Source organism: Streptococcus mitis (assembly GCF_013305725.1).
Taxonomy (GTDB): Bacteria; Bacillota; Bacilli; order Lactobacillales; family Streptococcaceae; genus Streptococcus; species Streptococcus mitis_BO.
The window spans coordinates 2,069,765-2,086,958 of record NZ_CP047883.1 but is presented as its reverse complement, the minus strand read 5'-3'; the positions used below and the strand labels follow the sequence as shown (position 1 = coordinate 2,086,958).

Here is a 17,194-nt window from a genome sequence, read left to right as displayed (position 1 = left end):
TCCTTTCTCCTCCTTTACTATTTAAAAGTTTAATGCTAGACTTATTTTACCATAGATAGTAAGAATTTTCCACAAGCTGTGAAAAATAATCCACAATGTTATCAAGTTTTTTCCACAGGTTGGGGAAAAAATCAGAAACTGTTGATTTATTAAGCTTTTTATTGGAAAAAATAGTGGATAACCTTGTGAGATAAGAAAATAAAAGAACAGCCTTATTTCAGGCTGTTAATAATTCTACTGTATTCTTCTTGGTTTGAGAAAGCAATAATGATTTTGCCACTATCTTTTTTAGACATTTTGATTTTTACATCTAATCCGAGTAGTTTTTTTAACTGTTCTTCTTCATTTTGTATGAAATGATTATTTTTTTGCTGTTTCTTTTGTTTTTTCTCTGTCAGAAGAGATTCTAATTTCCTTACAGAAATGTCTTCCTCGATGATTCGTTGAAAGAAATGGTCTTGTTGTTCCTTATTTAATCCAACTAGCGAACGCGCATGTGCTTGTGATAGTTTGCCTTTTTCTACTTCTGAGAGGATCTGTTCTGGCAAGGACAGCAAGCGAATAGAGTTGCTGATATAAGGACGAGACTTGCCCATTTTATCTGCAATTTCAGCATGGGTAAATCCTTTCTCTACAAGAGATTCATAGGCGCGTGCTTCTTCTATTGGATTTAAATTTTCCCTCTGTAAATTTTCAATGATAGACTGGATCATCATCTCTTGGTCTGAGAGTTGTTTAACAACAGCTGGGATAGACCTTAGACCAGCTAAAAGTGAAGCCCGATAGCGTCTCTCTCCTGCAAGGATTTCATAACCAATAACAGGAGATTGACGAACAATAATCGGTTGAATGACCCCATTTTCTTTGATAGACTGTGCTAGTTCATGTAGTTTTTCTCCATCAAATTCTTTTCGAGGTTGATAGGGATTTTTTTGTATATCTGTGATAGAAATCATTTCAAATTTTTCCATGATTCTACACTAACACATCTTTTCTCTTATGTAAAGCTTTCTTTACATAGATGTCAATTAAGATTCTAAATCACCTGAACTCTTGTCAAGTTTAATAGATGTAGTTTCTTCTTTACCGTTACGATAGTAAGTTATCTTAATGGTGTCTCCGATAGAATGATTGTAAAGAGCACTTTGTAAGTCTGTTGATGAAGCAATGTCTTTGTCATCTACTTTTGTAATAACATCGTATTTTTCAAGGTGACCATTGGCAGGCATATTACCCTGCACAGAACGAACAACTACACCAGATGTAACATTGCTTGGAATATTCAGTCTTCTAATATCACTTGTATTAATATTTGAGAGATTGACCATTTGAATTCCCAAAGCTGGACGAGTCACTTTTCCGTTCTTTTCTAACTGTTCAATAATATTGATAGCATCATTTGCAGGGATTGCAAAACCAAGACCTTCTACAGATGTTCCTCCATTTGTGGCAATTTTACTTGAGGTAATTCCTATAACCTGTCCTTGAATATTGATCAGTGGGCCACCAGAGTTACCTGGGTTAATAGCAGTATCCGTCTGGATGGCTTTTGTAGAAATAGCTTGTCCATCTTCAGATTTTAAAGATACATTTCGATTGAGACTAGATACGATACCTTGAGTGACAGTATTAGCATATTCAGAACCTAATGGGCTACCGATGGCAATAGCAGTTTCTCCTACGGTTAACTTGCTAGAATCACCAAACTCAGCTACTGTTGTCACTTTTTCTGAAGAGATTTTGACGACAGCAATATCAGAGAAAGTGTCCGCTCCGACAATTTCTCCGGGTACTTTAGTTCCATCTGACAAACGAATATCTACTTTGCTGGCGCCATTTATAACGTGATTATTGGTGACAATATAAGCTTCTTTATCATTCTTTTTATAAATAACCCCAGATCCTTCACTAGAGATTTGTTGAGAATCTGTGTCAGTATCATCATTGCCAAATACGCTATTTTGTCTGTTTGCCGAATAAGTAATAACAGAAACAACAGCATCTTTTACTTTGTTAACAGCCTGTGTTGTTGAATTTTCGTTCTTATAGGCAGTCTGTGTAATGGTGCTATTGTTGTTAGAGTTGCTTACACCACTTTTTTGAGTTAGTTGGTTTATTGAAAAGCTACCCAAAGCCCCACTAAAAAAGCTAATGACGATAACGACTAATAATTGAAACCATTTTTTGTAAAATGTTTTTAGATGTTTCATATTTGCCTCCATTTGTTTGAAATTACTGAAAGTATAAACTGACTAGCTTAATTATAACTTAAAAACAAAAGTTTTTCACAGATTGTGGATAACTTTCAAAAATCTGTGGTTTTCTCGGCTAAATTTAAGCTTTTGTTTTGTGAATAAGATGTGAAAAAATAGAGAATATGTTAGAATAGAGTCATGAAAATTAAAGTTGTAACAGTTGGGAAACTGAAAGAAAAGTATTTAAAAGATGGTATCTCAGAGTATTCAAAACGAATTTCTCGATTTGCTAAGCTTGAAATGATTGAGCTGGCAGATGAAAAAACACCAGATAAGGCCAGTGAGTCAGAAAATCAAAAGATTTTAGAAATAGAAGGTCAGAGAATTTTATCAAAAGTTGGTGACCGTGATTTCGTTATTGTGTTGGCTATCGAAGGGAAAACTTTCTCATCAGAAGAATTTAGTAAACAATTAGAAGAAGCTTCTATAAAAGGATTTTCTACTCTTACATTTATTATTGGAGGGAGTCTGGGATTAGCACAGGATGTAAAAAAGAGAGCCAATCTCTCTGTTAGTTTTGGCCGTTTAACCTTGCCCCATCAGTTAATGAGACTAGTCCTTGTTGAACAAATCTATCGGGCTTTTACAATACAGCAGGGCTCTCCCTATCATAAATAGAAAATTGACTTTTAATTGAATTTTTGGTAGAATAGTTGCATTAGGTCTCATAGCTCAGCTGGATAGAGCATTCGCCTTCTAAGCGAACGGTCGCAGGTTCGAATCCTGCTGGGATCAATATAGTAGCAAAGCTGGGAATTTTCCCGGCTTTTTTCTTAAAAAAGTACACTTGGGGATAAAAAAATGACAGTTGAGAGAATTTTATCTAAAACAAAATTCCATTTTGTATAATAGTTTTTGTAAGTTAGCTTACAAGAAAAAAACATTTTAGGAGATTTTATTATGAAAAACACAGTTAAATTGGAACAGTTTGTAGCCTTGAAGGAAAAAGACTTGCAAAAGATTAAAGGTGGGGAAAGTAGGGTTTCAGACATCCTCCTTGATTTTCTTTTCCGACGAAAAAAGTAATGAAATAAGGAGAAAGAGTAATGAATTTACTTGGATTTGGGACAGTTATTGTTCATTTTTTAATTATTAGTCACAGTTACCGTTTAATTTGTAAAGGTCAAATAAAAGCAAAGGAACTATACGTTTTTGGTGCTTATACATTACTAGTGGAAGCAGTACTTGAACTTACCTTCTATTTTCTATCTTTAGATGGGTTAGGAATTGTAACATTTTTATTTCCTTTGGGATTATATTCCTATTTTCGATGGATTAAACAGTATGAGAGGGATAGAGGACTATTTCTAAGTTTACTACTATCTCTTTTATATGAGAGCGCTCATAATTTTCTGTCCGTAACTTTCTCCTCTATAACAGGAGACAATTTTGTTTTACAATATTATTACCCATTCTTTTCCGTTGTAACGGTGTTGACCTATTTTGTTGTCTCAAAAATCATTCATTATTTCCACTTAGAACTAACCTATTTTGACAAGGACTACCTTTATCCTTTCTTGAAAAAAGTATTTATTGCTTTACTACTGCTACATGTTGCATCTTTCGTTTCAGATATAGTAAGTACGATTAAACATTTGAATAGTTTTGGAAGTATTTTATCATCTATTGTCTTTATTTCTCTCCTTTTGACCTTTTTTGCAATGAATTCACATAAAGATCAAATGGAGAAAGAGATTGCTTTGAAGCAGAAGAAATTTGAACAGAAACATTTACAAAACTACACAGATGAAATTGTCGGTCTATATAATGAAATCCGTGGCTTTCGACATGATTATGCTGGTATGCTTGTTAGTATGCAGATGGCAATTGACAGTGGTAATTTACAGGAAATTGACAGAGTTTACAATGAAGTTTTGGTCAAAGCCAATCACAAACTGCGTTCAGATAAGTACACTTACTTTGATTTAAACAACATAGAAGATTCAGCTTTACGAAGTTTGGTTGCTCAGTCAATTGTCTATGCTCGAAATAATGGTGTAGAGTTTACACTGGAAGTAAAAGATATAATTACTAGACTACCAATAGACCTTCTGGATTTGGTTCGTATTATGAGTGTTTTATTGAACAATGCTGTCGAAGGATCGGCTGATAGTTATAAAAAACATATGGAAGTAGCAGTTATTAAGATGGAAACTGAAACAGTTATTGTGATTCAGAATTCATGTAAAATGACGATGACTCCTTCAGGAGATCTATTTGCTTTAGGATTCTCTACTAAGGGAAGAAATCGTGGGGTCGGATTAAATAATGTGAAAGAACTACTAGATAAGTACAATAACATTATTTTAGAAACAGAGATGGAAGGCAGTATATTTAGACAAATCATTAGATTTAAGAGGGAATTTGAATGAAAGTTTTAATTTTAGAAGATGTTATTGAACATCAAGTGAGACTAGAGAGAATATTGGATGAAATTTCGAAAGAATCGAATATTCCAATATCATACAAGACAACGGGAAAAGTTCGTGAGTTCAAGGAATATATTGAAAACGATGAAGTAAACCAGCTTTATTTCCTAGATATCGATATTCATGGAATTGAGAAAAAGGGATTTGAAGTGGCTCAGCTCATTCGTCATTACAATCCTTACGCTATTATCGTCTTTATCACCAGTCGATCAGAGTTTGCAACTCTAACCTATAAATACCAGGTATCAGCCCTAGATTTTGTCGATAAGGATATTAATGATGAGTTATTTAAGAAGAGAATTGAGCAAAATATCTTCTACACGAAGAGTATGTTACTTGAAAATGAAGATGTGGTAGATTATTTTGACTACAATTATAAGGGAAATGATTTAAAAATTCCTTATCATGACATTCTGTATATTGAAACGACAGGAGTTTCTCATAAATTGCGCATTATTGGTAAGAATTTTGCCAAAGAATTTTATGGTACCATGACAGATATTCAGGAAAAGGACAAACATACTCAGAGATTTTATTCTCCTCACAAGTCATTTTTGGTAAATATAGGCAATATCAGAGAAATTGATAGAAAGAATTTAGAAATTGTTTTCTATGAAGACCATCGTTGTCCTATTTCAAGATTAAAAATTAGAAAATTAAAAGATATTCTAGAGAAAAAATCTCAAAAGTGATTGACAATTAGTAAGAAATTGATATAATGGTTATATCTGCTACAGATAGAAGGTCCGTTGGTCAAGGGGTTAAGACACCGCCTTTTCACGGCGGTAACACGGGTTCGAATCCCGTACGGACTATTTTATCCGCCATAGCTCAGTTGGTAGTAGCGCATGACTGTTAATCATGATGTCGTAGGTTCGAGTCCTACTGGCGGAGTATAGATAAAAGGGAACATAGTGTTGTTCCCTTTTTTGTATCAATTTGTATCACCAAGCATCTTCATAAGGAAATCTGTTATTTCTTGAGGACTTTCTTTTTTTCCATGTGCAATCCAAGTTTGACAGACACCAAAAAGTGCATGAGTTAGATAGATGCTACTATATTCTAATTCAGTGGTATTGAGATTTAGTTGCATAAATCGCTTTTGTAAATCTGTGCTGAGCATGATATGAAGTTTATTTCTTAAGAAATTTTGGATTTCTTTAGTCCCATTTTCAGAAAGCAGAGCAGCCAGAAGTGGTTCTGACTCTAGATATTCAAATACTTCTAAAATAGCATCTTTTTTGTGATGAGCATGTTTTTGAAAAATATATTCAAATGTATGGAATAGCTTGCTTTGATAGTGCTCAATCATATCATACTTATCCTTATAGTGCGTATAGAAGCTGGAACGACTAATTCCGGCTTTTTCTGCTAACTTGACAGTAGAAATTTGATCAAATGGTTGTTCCATCAGTAGTTGTACCATAGCATTTTCAACAGTTCGCTTTGTTTTTAAGCGTTTGTTACTTTCTTGCATATTTCCTCCTTGTAAACAAATTAGACTATATGTCTAAAAATGGATTTTTTATCTTGTAATTTAGATTTTTTAATGTATAATCTATTATATCAAAATTTTAGACAATATGTTTAAAAAAGGAGAAACTATGTTTAAAGAATGGAAAGCAATTTTAAAAAGACCAACCTTTATTATTGTCATGATAGGGATTTCTCTTATTCCAGCTCTGTACAATATCATATTTTTGTCATCAATGTGGGATCCATATGGGCAATTGCCTGACTTACCTGTGGCAGTTGTCAATAATGATAAAGAGGCTTCCTATAATGGTAATACTATGGCAATAGGAAAAGACATGGTGTCCAATTTAAAAGAAAATAAAACCTTGGATTTTCATTTCGTGGATGAAGATGAAGGAAAGAAGGGATTGGAAGATGGCGATTACTATATGGTAGTGACTTTACCCAGTGATTTATCTGAAAAAGCAGCTTCTATTTTAACGGATCATCCAGAGCAAATACAAATTGATTATCAGACTTCAAGTGGTCATAGCTTTATTGCCAGCAAGATGAGCGATTCTGCGATGACACAATTGAAGCAGAATGTTTCTACAAATGTAACTGAGACCTATACTAAAGCCTTATTTAACAAAATGATTGATTTAAAGGATGGTATGAGTCAGGCAGCTTCTGGTAGTGAAAAATTAACTGATGGAGCGAATCAGTTAGTGGCAGGAAGTCAAACATTAACTACTAACCTACACTCTTTAGCAGATTCAAGTTTAACATTTTCAAATGGAACGGAGCAGTTTACTAAAGGATTATCCTCTTATGTCTCTGGTGTTGGACAACTTCATCTTGGCTTAGGGAATTTTAATAGTGGTTTAGTTACATATACTGGTGCAGTGAGTCAATTAGATAGTGGGTTAGGTCAATTATCTTCTAAAAGTCCTGAATTAGTAGGAGGAATCAATCAACTATATACTGGTGTAGAGTCCTATACTAGCAGTGTTTCTCAGCTCAATGCTGGTCTTAATCAATTTTCATCTGGTGTTAGTGCCTATACAAACGGAGTGGGAAGTCTTGCAACAGGTGCTAATCAGTTATCCAATCAATCAGCTACACTTCGAATGGGTGTGGAGCAATTAAGTGAAGGAATTCAACAGCTTTCTAGCAAGTTAGATGCTTCGTCTGAGCAAAAAGATCAAATTGCTCAATTATCTTCTGGTTTGAATCAGTTAAATCAAGCTATTCAAAATATTGATGTTGGAGATACAAAACACTTAGATTCTGTTTTATCAAGTATAGTATCTCTTTCTAATCAAATGTTAGCAAGTGCTCAGTCTGATAAAGCGACTACATTAGCAAATATTCAATCGACAGCAGCTTATCAATCATTGACAAGTGAGCAACAAGCTGAGATAAGCGCTTCTGTATCTCAAAATTCGACTGATAGTATTCAATCGGCTCAGTCAATAATAGCTTTAGTACAAGGTTTACAGGGAAGTTTGGAAAACTTACAAAATCAATCTTCAAATCTTTCGACATTAAAAAATCAAGCTAATCAAGTATTACCGCTTGCTTCTACTTCTTTGACAGGATTGTCAAGTGGATTAACAGAAATACAGGGAGCAGTGACGAGTAAATTAGTTCCTGCTAGTCAGTCGATTACATCGGGGGTAAATGCATATACTGCAGGTGTTGATAAAGTTTCTCAAGGCGCAAGTAAACTAAGTGAAAAGAATTCCACCTTGACAGGTAGTTTGGATCAACTAGTTTCAGGCTCAACTACCTTGACACAAAAATCGTTTAACTTGACAGCAGGAGTTGGTCAATTAGTTGAAAAAACTCCAGAATTAGTGTCTGGTATTGAAAAATTATCAAATAGCTCTAACCAATTGAATCAAAAGAGTCAAGAATTAATGGCAGGAGTTGATAAATTACAATCAGGATCTGGTCAATTAGCAGACAAATCCAGTCAGTTACTTTCAGGTGCTTCTCAATTAGAAAGTGGAGCTAATAAATTGGCAGATGGAGCTGGGAAACTAGCAGAAGGTGGAACAAAGTTAACTTCTGGATTGGAAGGTTTACAGACAGGAGTTGCTTCTTTAGGACAAGGATTAGGTAATGCTAGTGATCAACTCAAATCAGCATCTACGGAATCTCAAAATGCAGAGATTTTGTCAAATCCACTCAATCTTTCAAAAACAGACAATGACCAAGTTCCTGTAAATGGAATCGCAATGGCTCCTTATATGATATCAGTTGCTCTCTTTGTTGCAGCAATATCAACGAATATGATCTTTGCGAAGTTACCTTCAGGACGTCATCCAGAGAGTCGTTGGGCTTGGTTGAAATCTCGAGCTGAAATAAATGGTATTATAGCTGTTTTAGCAGGGATTTTGGTATATGGAGGAGTTCATCTTATTGGTTTAACTGCAAATCATGAGATGAGAACATTTATTCTCATTATCCTAACAAGTTTAGTATTCATGTCCATGGTGACCGCTTTAACAACATGGAATAGCCGTATAGGAGCTTTCTTTTCTCTTATTTTGCTTTTATTACAGTTAGCATCAAGTGCAGGTACTTACCCACTTGCCTTGACAAATGATTTCTTTAGAGCTATTAATCCCTGGTTACCAATGAGTTATTCAGTTTCGGGATTACGACAAACAATCTCTATGACAGGAAATATTCATCATCAAGTCGTTTTTCTTGCCGTGATACTAGCTCTATTTATTGGTTTAGGTATGCTAGCCTATCAACCTAAGAAAATGGAAGAAGATTAAAAAAATCGACCGATTAATTGGTCGATTTTTTATGTCTTAGATGACTTTCGTCTGTGATTATAGGTTCCAAATAGTAAGAGAGAAGTAAAGGAACAAATTGCTCCAGTAATAAAACCATTGGGAATAAAGGAAAGTGTAATAGTTCCTTTCCCTTTAGGAATATCAACTTTCATAAAACCAGTTTGAGCTTGTTTAATTTCTATTTTCTTACCATCTTGGTAGGCAGACCAACCTTTGTCATAAGGAATGGTGAAGAAAATAGATGTATCTTGTTGGACATCATATGTAGCAAAAACCTTGTTTTTAGAAGTTGATACTGTTACAGGTTGTTCTTTGATTTTTTGAATAGCCTCAGTTAAAGTTTGGGTATCTAAACGATAGAAGGTAGGAGATTCAAATGATACTTGTGAATTTCCAGGGAAACTAACATTGATATTGAAAGTTTTTTTCTCTTTTGTATATCCTAGATTAAAGAAGGAGAAGACATTATCAGTTGTAAAAGTTTTCTTTTTCCCATTGACAAGTATGTCAACCTTTTTTTGTTTGTCATTAGAAAAGTGAAGGTTTGTGAAAGAAAGATAAACTTGGCTGTTTTCTGGTACTTCAATTTGATACTGGATTGCTGCATCCTCATTTGAAGAACTTGTAACACTGATCAAATCATCAGTATTTTCTGTTTTTTCATAAGGGATTGGAGAAAAATAATCAAAATCGACGTTAGCAAGTTGATTTAAAAATGAGGCTTGATTATCCAAAGTGTGTTCATTGAACTTGACATCATTGTAAACAGATTGACTAGCAAAGGCAATCGGAAGAGAGAATTGATTTTCATATAGGGTAAGATTATCTTTTTGATATACATCTTGGAAACCATACTTATCAATAGGATTTTCTGAGATATTGTATTGGATACCAAATAAACTATCAGACAAAATGCTATTATTGGCATAACGGAGATTGAGATTGGTCCCAGAGGATTTAAACCCAAGCTTATCCAAAGTAGAGCTTGCTGAACGATTTCGAACAGAAGAAAATTGAGAGATTCCATTGTAGTTGAATTTCATACTGTCATTTCCTGTCTGAGTTTCTAGTTTTTCAGTACGAGTAAATTGATTTCCAATATATGTTGAAATAGATTCCATAGCTGGGATATCTCGATTATAAGCACTTCGAGAAGCAAATCCCCATTCCTTAGCAATTCCGTCCATTTGAGATGAAGCATTTAAGCTCATTTCAACCATTATAAATAAAGAGATTAGAATAGCAAATAGATTTACAGAGATAAACTTTTTGATAACTGCAAGGAGTAAAAGAGAATAGACAACTAAAAATTCAAGAGTAAGTAGAATATTCAAATCTGTTAAAAAAGAATAATGCGATTTTAGATAGATAGTAGCTAAAAATCCTGTTACAACAAGAAAAATCGAAGCTAAAAAATTCCAGACTTTAATTTCTTTCAGACGATTTAAGACTTCTGCTGCTGTGTAAATTAACAAGGTAGAGAAAATCCAAGCATAGCGATGTAAAAACATATTTGGAGTATGCATACCTTGCCAAAATAAATCAAGCATTTCTATATAAAAGCTTGCAATTAGAGATGCAAAGAAAATTGCATAGATAAGTTTCACGTGAAACTTAATAGATTTCATCGTAAAAAATAAAATGGTTAAAACAAAGGGAAGTAGTCCAACAAAAATCATTGGGATAGCCCCATACTTTGTTGTATCAAAGGAACCGATGAATTGCTTAGCAAAGAGATCAAGATACCAGCTACTTTCAGTTTGAAACTTTGTAACTTCTGTCAATTTTTCCCCATGTGTCTGTAAATCAAATAGAGTAGGAAGAGTCATAATCAAACTGGCCATTCCTGCTAAAAAGGAAGTAACAATAAAATCAAGAAAAGATGATTTTCGAGTCTTAAAATCCCACGAAATTTGACAGAGATACCAGAAAATAAGAAACAATACTGTCATATAGCCAAAATAATAGTTTTGAATAAACAAGATTGACAGACTTGTAAAGTATAGTAGGCGCTTCTTTTGTGTTATAAGTATATGTAAGCCAGTTATAACTAAAGGAATCAAGATAAAAACATCTAACCAAGTTTTTATCTCTAGTTGACTAACAGAGAAACTCATCAGAGCATAGGAAGTAGATAAAGCTAGTTTTAAAGCCTTAGGAATCGATTGAAATAATTTATTTAAACTAAAGTAAGTTGACAGTCCAATCAATCCAAATTTTAAGAGAGTTGTCAGATAGACAGCATCTGGCATATTCGACAGATTAAAAAAGTAAACTAGAGGTGAAAGGAAACTTCCTAAGTAATAACTAGATAGGGCATAGAAATTTAATCCGAGGCCACTTGTAAAGGTGTAAAACAGACTACCATTTCCATGCAGGATATTTCGTAAAGTTACATCAAAAATAACGTATTGATGAAACCCATCTCCTAATAGTGGAGATGTCTCGCTGTTCCAGTAGATACCTTGAGATAGATATACTCCTGTCATAATCAATAAGGGAATGATGAAAGAAACAAAATAGGTCCAATATGTTTTAAAAAATAATTTCATGTTACCTCATAAAATGTTAGAAAACTCAGCTGGTTAACCCAACTGAGTTTTGAATTTTTTTAGTCTTTCCAAAGTTCTTTAACTTTTGCTTGTACTTCTGCATTTTCTAGGAATTCATCATAGGTTTCATCGATACGGTCAATGACGCCATTTTTAGACAAGACAATGATATGGTTAGCTAGAGTTTGAATAAACTCGTGGTCATGACTGGCAAAGATGATTGATTCTTTAAAGTTTTTCAATCCATCGTTCAAGCTTGAGATAGATTCCAAGTCCAAGTGATTGGTTGGATCATCAAGTACAAGGACATTTGATTTTAAGAGCATGAGTTTTGAAAGCATGACACGAACTTTTTCTCCCCCTGACAAGACGTTGACAGGTTTGTTAACCTCATCTCCAGAGAAGAGCATTCGGCCGAGGAAGCCACGTAGGAAAGTATTGTCATCTTCTTCTTTACTTGCGAATTGACGCAACCAGTCAAGTATTGACTCTCCTCCTGAAAAATCTGCCGAGTTATCTTTTGGCAAGTAAGAACGGCTAGTAGTAACTCCCCACTTGACAGTTCCTTCATAGTCAATGTCCCCCATGATTGCACGAATTAATGCAGTCGTTTGGATGTCATTTTGTCCAATAAGCGCTGTCTTATCACCTGGACGCAAGATGAAACTAATATTATCCAAGATAGTTTCACCATCAATCTTTACAGTTAGATTTTCTACTGTCAAGAGATCATTACCGATTTCACGTTCCGCTTTAAAGTTAATAAATGGATATTTACGACTAGATGGTACAATCTCTTCTAGCTCAATCTTATCAAGCATTTTCTTACGTGATGTTGCTTGTCTTGATTTAGAAGCATTAGCAGAGAAACGAGCAACGAACTCTTGCAATTGTTTAATTTTTTCTTCTGCTTTGGCATTACGGTCTGCTAGCAATTTAGCAGCGAGTTCAGAAGATTCCTTCCAGAAGTCATAGTTTCCGACATAGAGTTTGATTTTTCCGAAGTCAAGGTCGGCCATGTGAGTACATACTTTGTTTAAGAAGTGACGGTCGTGGGATACTACGATAACGGTGTTATCAAAATCAATCAAGAAGTCTTCTAGCCATGTAATTGATTGGATATCCAAACCATTGGTCGGCTCGTCCAAAAGAAGAACATCTGGTTTACCAAAAAGTGCTTTGGCGAGGAGAACTTTTACTTTCTCACCGTTGGCCAATTCACTCATGTTTTGATAGTGCAATTCTTCTGGAATGTTTAGGTTTTGAAGGAGTTGAGAGGCTTCACTTTCTGCTTCCCATCCTCCAAGCTCGGCAAACTCTCCTTCAAGTTCGGCAGCACGCACTCCATCTTCGTCTGAGAAATTTTCCTTCATGTAGATGGCATCTTTCTCTTTCATGATGCTATAAAGTTTTTCATTTCCCATGATAACAACATCAATGGCACGTTCATCTTCATAGTCAAAGTGATTTTGACGAAGAACAGAGAGACGTTCATCTGGACCAAGAGAGATGTGACCAGTAGTAGGTTCGATATCTCCGGCTAAAATTTTTAAAAAGGTTGATTTTCCGGCACCATTAGCACCGATTAATCCGTAAGTATTTCCTTCCGTAAATTTGATATTGACATCATCAAAAAGTTTGCGATCACTAAAACGTAGTGAAACATCAGATACTGTAAGCAATGTTTTTCTCCTATATATGTAATATATTTATTCTACTAGAAAATACAGAAATATTCAAATTTTTATCTGTCAATTTTGTGTAAATTATATTTACAGCATACTTTACACAAATCCGTGAATAGCAAGGTTGATTTATTTTGATAAATTGCGGTTATTTCATTAAAAAAATGCTATAATTGAAGGGACTATATCGAAGGAGAACAAAATGACTAAACCCATTATTTTAACAGGAGACCGTCCAACAGGAAAATTGCATATTGGACATTATGTTGGAAGTCTCAAAAATCGAGTATTATTACAGGAAGAGGGTAAGTATGATATGTTTGTGTTCTTGGCTGACCAACAAGCCTTGACGGATCATGCCAAAGATCCTCAAACCATTGTAGAGTCTATCGGAAATGTGGCTTTGGATTACCTTGCAGTTGGATTGGATCCAAGTAAGTCAACTATTTTTATTCAAAGCCAGATTCCAGAGTTGGCTGAGTTGTCTATGTATTATATGAATTTGGTGTCATTAGCACGTTTGGAGCGTAATCCAACTGTCAAGACAGAAATTGCTCAGAAAGGATTTGGAGAAAGCATTCCGACAGGATTCTTGGTCTATCCAATAGCTCAAGCAGCTGACATCACAGCTTTCAAGGCTAATTATGTTCCTGTTGGGACAGATCAGAAACCAATGATTGAGCAAACTCGTGAAATTGTTCGTTCTTTTAACAATGCATATAACTGTGATGTATTGGTAGAACCGGAAGGTATTTATCCAGAAAATGAGAGAGCGGGTCGTTTACCTGGTTTAGATGGAAATGCTAAAATGTCTAAATCACTCAATAATGGTATTTATTTAGCTGATGATGCGGATACTTTGCGTAAAAAAGTAATGAGTATGTATACAGATCCAGATCATATTCGAGTGGAAGATCCAGGTAAAATTGAAGGCAATATGGTTTTCCATTATCTAGATGTTTTTGGTCGTCCAGAAGATGCTCAAGAAATTGCTGACATGAAAGAACATTATCAACGAGGTGGTCTTGGTGATGTGAAGACCAAGCGTTATCTACTTGAAATATTAGAACGTGAACTTGGTCCTATTCGTGAGCGCCGTATCGAATTTGCTAAGGATATGGGAGAAGTTTATAATATGCTTCAAAAAGGTAGTGAAAGAGCGCGTGAAGTTGCAGGTCAGACCCTATCTGAGGTTAAAGGAGCAATGGGACTTCATTACTTTAACTAGGCTTATTTTACAAGAAACTATCATTTCTATCTCGAAGAAAAGATAGTTTTTTATTTACCCCTGTAACATTTGACAAATTTTTATAGAATGGTATGATAGATACAATATAAAAAGAGTCAAGCTCAAAAAGAAAGAAAAGAGGAAACTTCGAATGTCTAATTGGGACACTAAATTTTTGAAAAAAGGTTTTACCTTTGATGATGTATTGCTTATTCCAGCTGAAAGTCATGTGTTGCCTAACGATGCAGATTTAACAACTAAATTGGCAGATAATTTGACTTTAAATATCCCAATTATTACCTCTGCCATGGACACAGTTACAGAGAGTCAAATGGCCATTGCTATTGCTCGTGCAGGCGGTCTCGGAGTTATCCATAAAAACATGTCAATTGCTCAACAAGCAGACGAGGTTCGTAAGGTAAAACGTTCTGAAAATGGAGTTATCATTGATCCGTTCTTCTTGACGCCTGAACATACAATTGCTGAAGCAGATGAGCTTATGGGTCGTTACCGCATTAGTGGTGTTCCAGTTGTTGAAACACTTGAAAATCGTAAATTGGTTGGTATTTTGACAAACCGAGATCTTCGCTTTATTTCAGACTATAACCAACCAATCTCAAATCATATGACTAGTGAAAATCTTGTTACTGCTCCTGTGGGTACAGACCTTGCAACAGCTGAGAATATTCTTCAAGAACACCGTATTGAAAAACTTCCTTTGGTAGATGAAGAAGGTCGTCTTTCTGGTTTGATTACTATCAAAGATATTGAAAAAGTTATTGAGTTTCCAAATGCTGCTAAAGATGAGTTTGGTCGTCTTCTAGTTGCAGGTGCAGTAGGTGTTACTTCAGATACATTTGAACGTGCAGAGGCTCTTTTTGAGGCAGGAGCGGATGCGATTGTTATTGATACTGCACATGGTCATTCTGCAGGTGTCTTGCGTAAAATTGCTGAGATTCGTGCTCATTTCCCAGATCGTACTTTAATTGCTGGAAATATTGCTACTGCTGAGGGAGCGCGCGCCCTTTATGAAGCAGGCGTAGATGTTGTCAAGGTTGGGATTGGCCCAGGTTCTATCTGTACTACTCGTGTTATTGCTGGTGTTGGTGTTCCACAAGTAACAGCTATCTACGATGCTGCAGCTGTTGCGCGTGAATATGGTAAAACGATCATTGCTGACGGTGGAATCAAGTATTCTGGAGATATTGTAAAAGCCCTTGCTGCAGGTGGAAATGCAGTTATGCTTGGATCAATGTTTGCTGGAACTGATGAGGCTCCAGGCGAAACTGAAATCTTCCAAGGACGTAAGTTTAAGACATACCGTGGTATGGGATCAATTGCTGCTATGAAGAAAGGTTCAAGCGATCGTTACTTCCAAGGTTCTGTCAATGAAGCAAACAAACTTGTTCCAGAAGGAATTGAAGGCCGTGTTGCTTATAAAGGTGCGGCAGCTGATATTGTCTTCCAAATGATTGGAGGTATTCGCTCTGGTATGGGTTACTGTGGTGCAGCTAACCTTAAAGAACTACACGATAATGCTCAATTTATTGAAATGTCTGGTGCTGGTTTGAAAGAAAGCCACCCTCACGATGTACAAATTACTAATGAGGCACCAAATTATTCTATGTAAAAGAAATGAAAAGAACTCCTGCGAAAACAGGAGTTCTTTTACAATGTTGTCAATTTCTATTTACAGCAACTTTACCATCCTGAATAGTGAAAATACTTAGATTTTCTGGTAGATTTTGAAGATGATCTAAGCTTGTTGTTGTAATAAAGGTTTGGATTGAATGAGAAATCGTTTCTAATAATTTTAACTGTCTAGTGTTGTCGAGTTCACTCATGACATCGTCAAGTAATAATATCGGAGATTCTGTAGTAATACTTTCCATTAATTCGATTTCTGCTAATTTTATAGAAAGGACGAGACTACGATGTTGGCCTTGACTTCCGAAACTAGCATCCATCCCATTTATATAAAAAGAAATGTCATCTCGATGAGGACCAACACCGGTGTTCTTTTTAAATAAATCTCTGGACCTACTTTTTTCTAAAGCAATTTTGAAAGATTCTGATAAGTCTTCTTTTTCAGTTGGCTTTACAGAAGATTGATAGGCTATTGACAACTCTTCAATCTGATTAGAGAGTTCAAAATGTTTCTTACGGCCAAAATGCTCTAGTTTTTTTATAAAATCTAAGCGGTGATTCATTACACAACATCCATAATCGACTAGCTGATCATCTAGTACTGAAAGGAAGGTTTCATCTATTTTTTGAGCTGATTTTAGATAGGTATTTCTTTGCTTAAGAATATGGTTATAATTGGTTAAATCTGATAAATAGATTGGCTTAATTTGCCCAAGCTCCATATCAATGAATTTTCGTCGAACTGAAGGTGCTCCTTTAATTAGTTGTAGATCTTCAGGAGCAAATAGGACAACATTCATGTGTCCGACATAATCTGAAAGGCGTGCCTGTTTTAAGTGATTAACTTTTGTCACACGGCCTTTTTGTGTTAGTTCGATTTCGAGAGGAATGGATCCAGTTTTTTTCTGAACAAGACCTGAAAGATGAAGCTGTTCCTTATCAAAATGAATGAGATTTTTATCTGTTCGAGTTCGATGACTGCGTGTTAAGGCTAAAAAATAGATAGCCTCTAACATATTTGTTTTACCTTGTGCATTGCGTCCTAAAAAGATATTTAATTTAGGATTAAAGTCTATTTTCGTCTCTTTGTAGTTACGAAAAGTTTTGAGAGATAGGTGTTGTAGCCACAT

General features: G+C 35.1%; 13 protein-coding genes and 3 tRNA genes. 10 read left to right on the top strand and 6 right to left on the bottom strand.

From position 1 onward, the window contains the following. Nucleotides 1–212: 212 nt before the first annotated feature. Both M594_RS10020 and M594_RS10015 read right to left on the bottom strand, forming a co-directional pair. The gene (locus M594_RS10020) at nt 213–971 is read right to left on the bottom strand and encodes a ParB/RepB/Spo0J family partition protein (RefSeq protein ID WP_173876724.1); all 759 of its coding nucleotides are present in this window, start codon (nt 969–971) and stop codon (nt 213–215) included. A 57-nt stretch (nt 972–1,028) separates the two neighbouring features. After that, nucleotides 1,029–2,210 (bottom strand): S1C family serine protease, encoded by a 1,182-nt coding sequence (locus tag M594_RS10015; protein ID WP_173876723.1) that lies wholly within the window; start codon nt 2,208–2,210, stop codon nt 1,029–1,031. A gap of 183 nt (nt 2,211–2,393) precedes the next feature. On the opposite strand from M594_RS10015, the gene rlmH reads away from it, so the two are divergent. The 7 genes from rlmH to M594_RS09980 all read left to right on the top strand — a co-directional run bounded on the left by rlmH (nt 2,394) and on the right by M594_RS09980 (nt 5,578). Then, a complete protein-coding gene (rlmH, locus tag M594_RS10010; RefSeq protein WP_042900048.1) occupies nt 2,394–2,873 on the top strand; it encodes a 23S rRNA (pseudouridine(1915)-N(3))-methyltransferase RlmH in 480 nt (159 codons plus the stop codon). A gap of 43 nt (nt 2,874–2,916) precedes the next feature. After that, nucleotides 2,917–2,990, top strand: a tRNA-Arg gene (locus M594_RS10005). 165 nt (nt 2,991–3,155) lie between these two features. Further along, complete coding sequence (comC, locus tag M594_RS10000) at nt 3,156–3,281, top strand: competence-stimulating peptide ComC (protein WP_049535516.1); 126 nt, start codon at nt 3,156–3,158, stop codon at nt 3,279–3,281. A 20-nt stretch (nt 3,282–3,301) separates the two neighbouring features. Continuing rightward, entirely contained in the window at nt 3,302–4,627 is a 1,326-nt protein-coding gene (gene comD / locus M594_RS09995) for a competence system sensor histidine kinase ComD (protein WP_173876722.1), read from the top strand. After that, nucleotides 4,624–5,376, top strand: coding sequence for a competence system response regulator transcription factor ComE (comE, locus tag M594_RS09990; protein ID WP_000866074.1), 753 nt, complete (start codon nt 4,624–4,626; stop codon nt 5,374–5,376). Before comD ends, comE begins: the two co-directional genes overlap by 4 nt. Before the next feature lie 51 nt (nt 5,377–5,427). Further along, nucleotides 5,428–5,499, top strand: a tRNA-Glu gene (locus M594_RS09985). Between the two features lie 5 nt (nt 5,500–5,504). Next, nucleotides 5,505–5,578 (top strand) — tRNA-Asn (locus M594_RS09980). Nucleotides 5,579–5,618: 40 nt separating this feature from the next. Here M594_RS09980 and M594_RS09975 read toward each other — a convergent pair. Then, entirely contained in the window at nt 5,619–6,161 is a 543-nt protein-coding gene (locus M594_RS09975) for a TetR/AcrR family transcriptional regulator (RefSeq protein ID WP_173876721.1), read from the bottom strand. Nucleotides 6,162–6,288: 127 nt separating this feature from the next. Here M594_RS09975 and M594_RS09970 point away from each other — a divergent pair, with 127 nt between their 5' ends. Next, the gene (locus M594_RS09970; protein ID WP_173876759.1) at nt 6,289–8,931 is read left to right on the top strand and encodes a YhgE/Pip domain-containing protein; all 2,643 of its coding nucleotides are present in this window, start codon (nt 6,289–6,291) and stop codon (nt 8,929–8,931) included. Nucleotides 8,932–8,960: 29 nt separating this feature from the next. On the opposite strand, the gene M594_RS09965 is transcribed toward M594_RS09970, so the two are convergent. Together M594_RS09965 and M594_RS09960 are read right to left on the bottom strand one after the other, a co-directional pair. Next, nucleotides 8,961–11,504 (bottom strand): YfhO family protein, encoded by a 2,544-nt coding sequence (locus tag M594_RS09965; protein ID WP_173876720.1) that lies wholly within the window; start codon nt 11,502–11,504, stop codon nt 8,961–8,963. A gap of 59 nt (nt 11,505–11,563) precedes the next feature. Beyond that, entirely contained in the window at nt 11,564–13,186 is a 1,623-nt protein-coding gene (locus M594_RS09960) for an ATP-binding cassette domain-containing protein (protein ID WP_173876719.1), read from the bottom strand. Between the two features lie 205 nt (nt 13,187–13,391). Between M594_RS09960 and trpS the strand changes: the two genes are divergently transcribed. Further along, complete coding sequence (gene trpS / locus M594_RS09955) at nt 13,392–14,417, top strand: tryptophan--tRNA ligase (protein ID WP_173876718.1); 1,026 nt, start codon at nt 13,392–13,394, stop codon at nt 14,415–14,417. Nucleotides 14,418–14,568: 151 nt separating this feature from the next. Beyond that, nucleotides 14,569–16,047 carry an IMP dehydrogenase gene (gene guaB, locus M594_RS09950; RefSeq protein ID WP_173876717.1) on the top strand — a complete coding sequence of 493 codons (1,479 nt, stop codon included), beginning with the start codon at nt 14,569–14,571 and terminating at the stop codon, nt 16,045–16,047. A gap of 49 nt (nt 16,048–16,096) precedes the next feature. On the opposite strand, the gene recF is transcribed toward guaB, so the two are convergent. Then, entirely contained in the window at nt 16,097–17,194 is a 1,098-nt protein-coding gene (gene recF, locus M594_RS09945) for a DNA replication/repair protein RecF (protein ID WP_173876716.1), read from the bottom strand.

Coding starts and splice junctions, on each gene's coding strand:
- rlmH (WP_042900048.1), top strand. CDS start 2,394: ATGAAAATTAAAGTTGTAACAGTTGGGAAACTGAAAGAAAAGTATTTA.
- recF (WP_173876716.1), bottom strand. CDS start 17,194: ATGTGGCTACAACACCTATCTCTCAAAACTTTTCGTAACTACAAAGAG.
- M594_RS10015 (WP_173876723.1), bottom strand. CDS start 2,210: ATGAAACATCTAAAAACATTTTACAAAAAATGGTTTCAATTATTAGTC.
- comE (WP_000866074.1), top strand. CDS start 4,624: ATGAAAGTTTTAATTTTAGAAGATGTTATTGAACATCAAGTGAGACTA.
- M594_RS09965 (WP_173876720.1), bottom strand. CDS start 11,504: ATGAAATTATTTTTTAAAACATATTGGACCTATTTTGTTTCTTTCATC.
- comC (WP_049535516.1), top strand. CDS start 3,156: ATGAAAAACACAGTTAAATTGGAACAGTTTGTAGCCTTGAAGGAAAAA.
- M594_RS09975 (WP_173876721.1), bottom strand. CDS start 6,161: ATGCAAGAAAGTAACAAACGCTTAAAAACAAAGCGAACTGTTGAAAAT.
- trpS (WP_173876718.1), top strand. CDS start 13,392: ATGACTAAACCCATTATTTTAACAGGAGACCGTCCAACAGGAAAATTG.
- guaB (WP_173876717.1), top strand. CDS start 14,569: ATGTCTAATTGGGACACTAAATTTTTGAAAAAAGGTTTTACCTTTGAT.
- comD (WP_173876722.1), top strand. CDS start 3,302: ATGAATTTACTTGGATTTGGGACAGTTATTGTTCATTTTTTAATTATT.
- M594_RS10020 (WP_173876724.1), bottom strand. CDS start 971: ATGGAAAAATTTGAAATGATTTCTATCACAGATATACAAAAAAATCCC.
- M594_RS09970 (WP_173876759.1), top strand. CDS start 6,289: ATGTTTAAAGAATGGAAAGCAATTTTAAAAAGACCAACCTTTATTATT.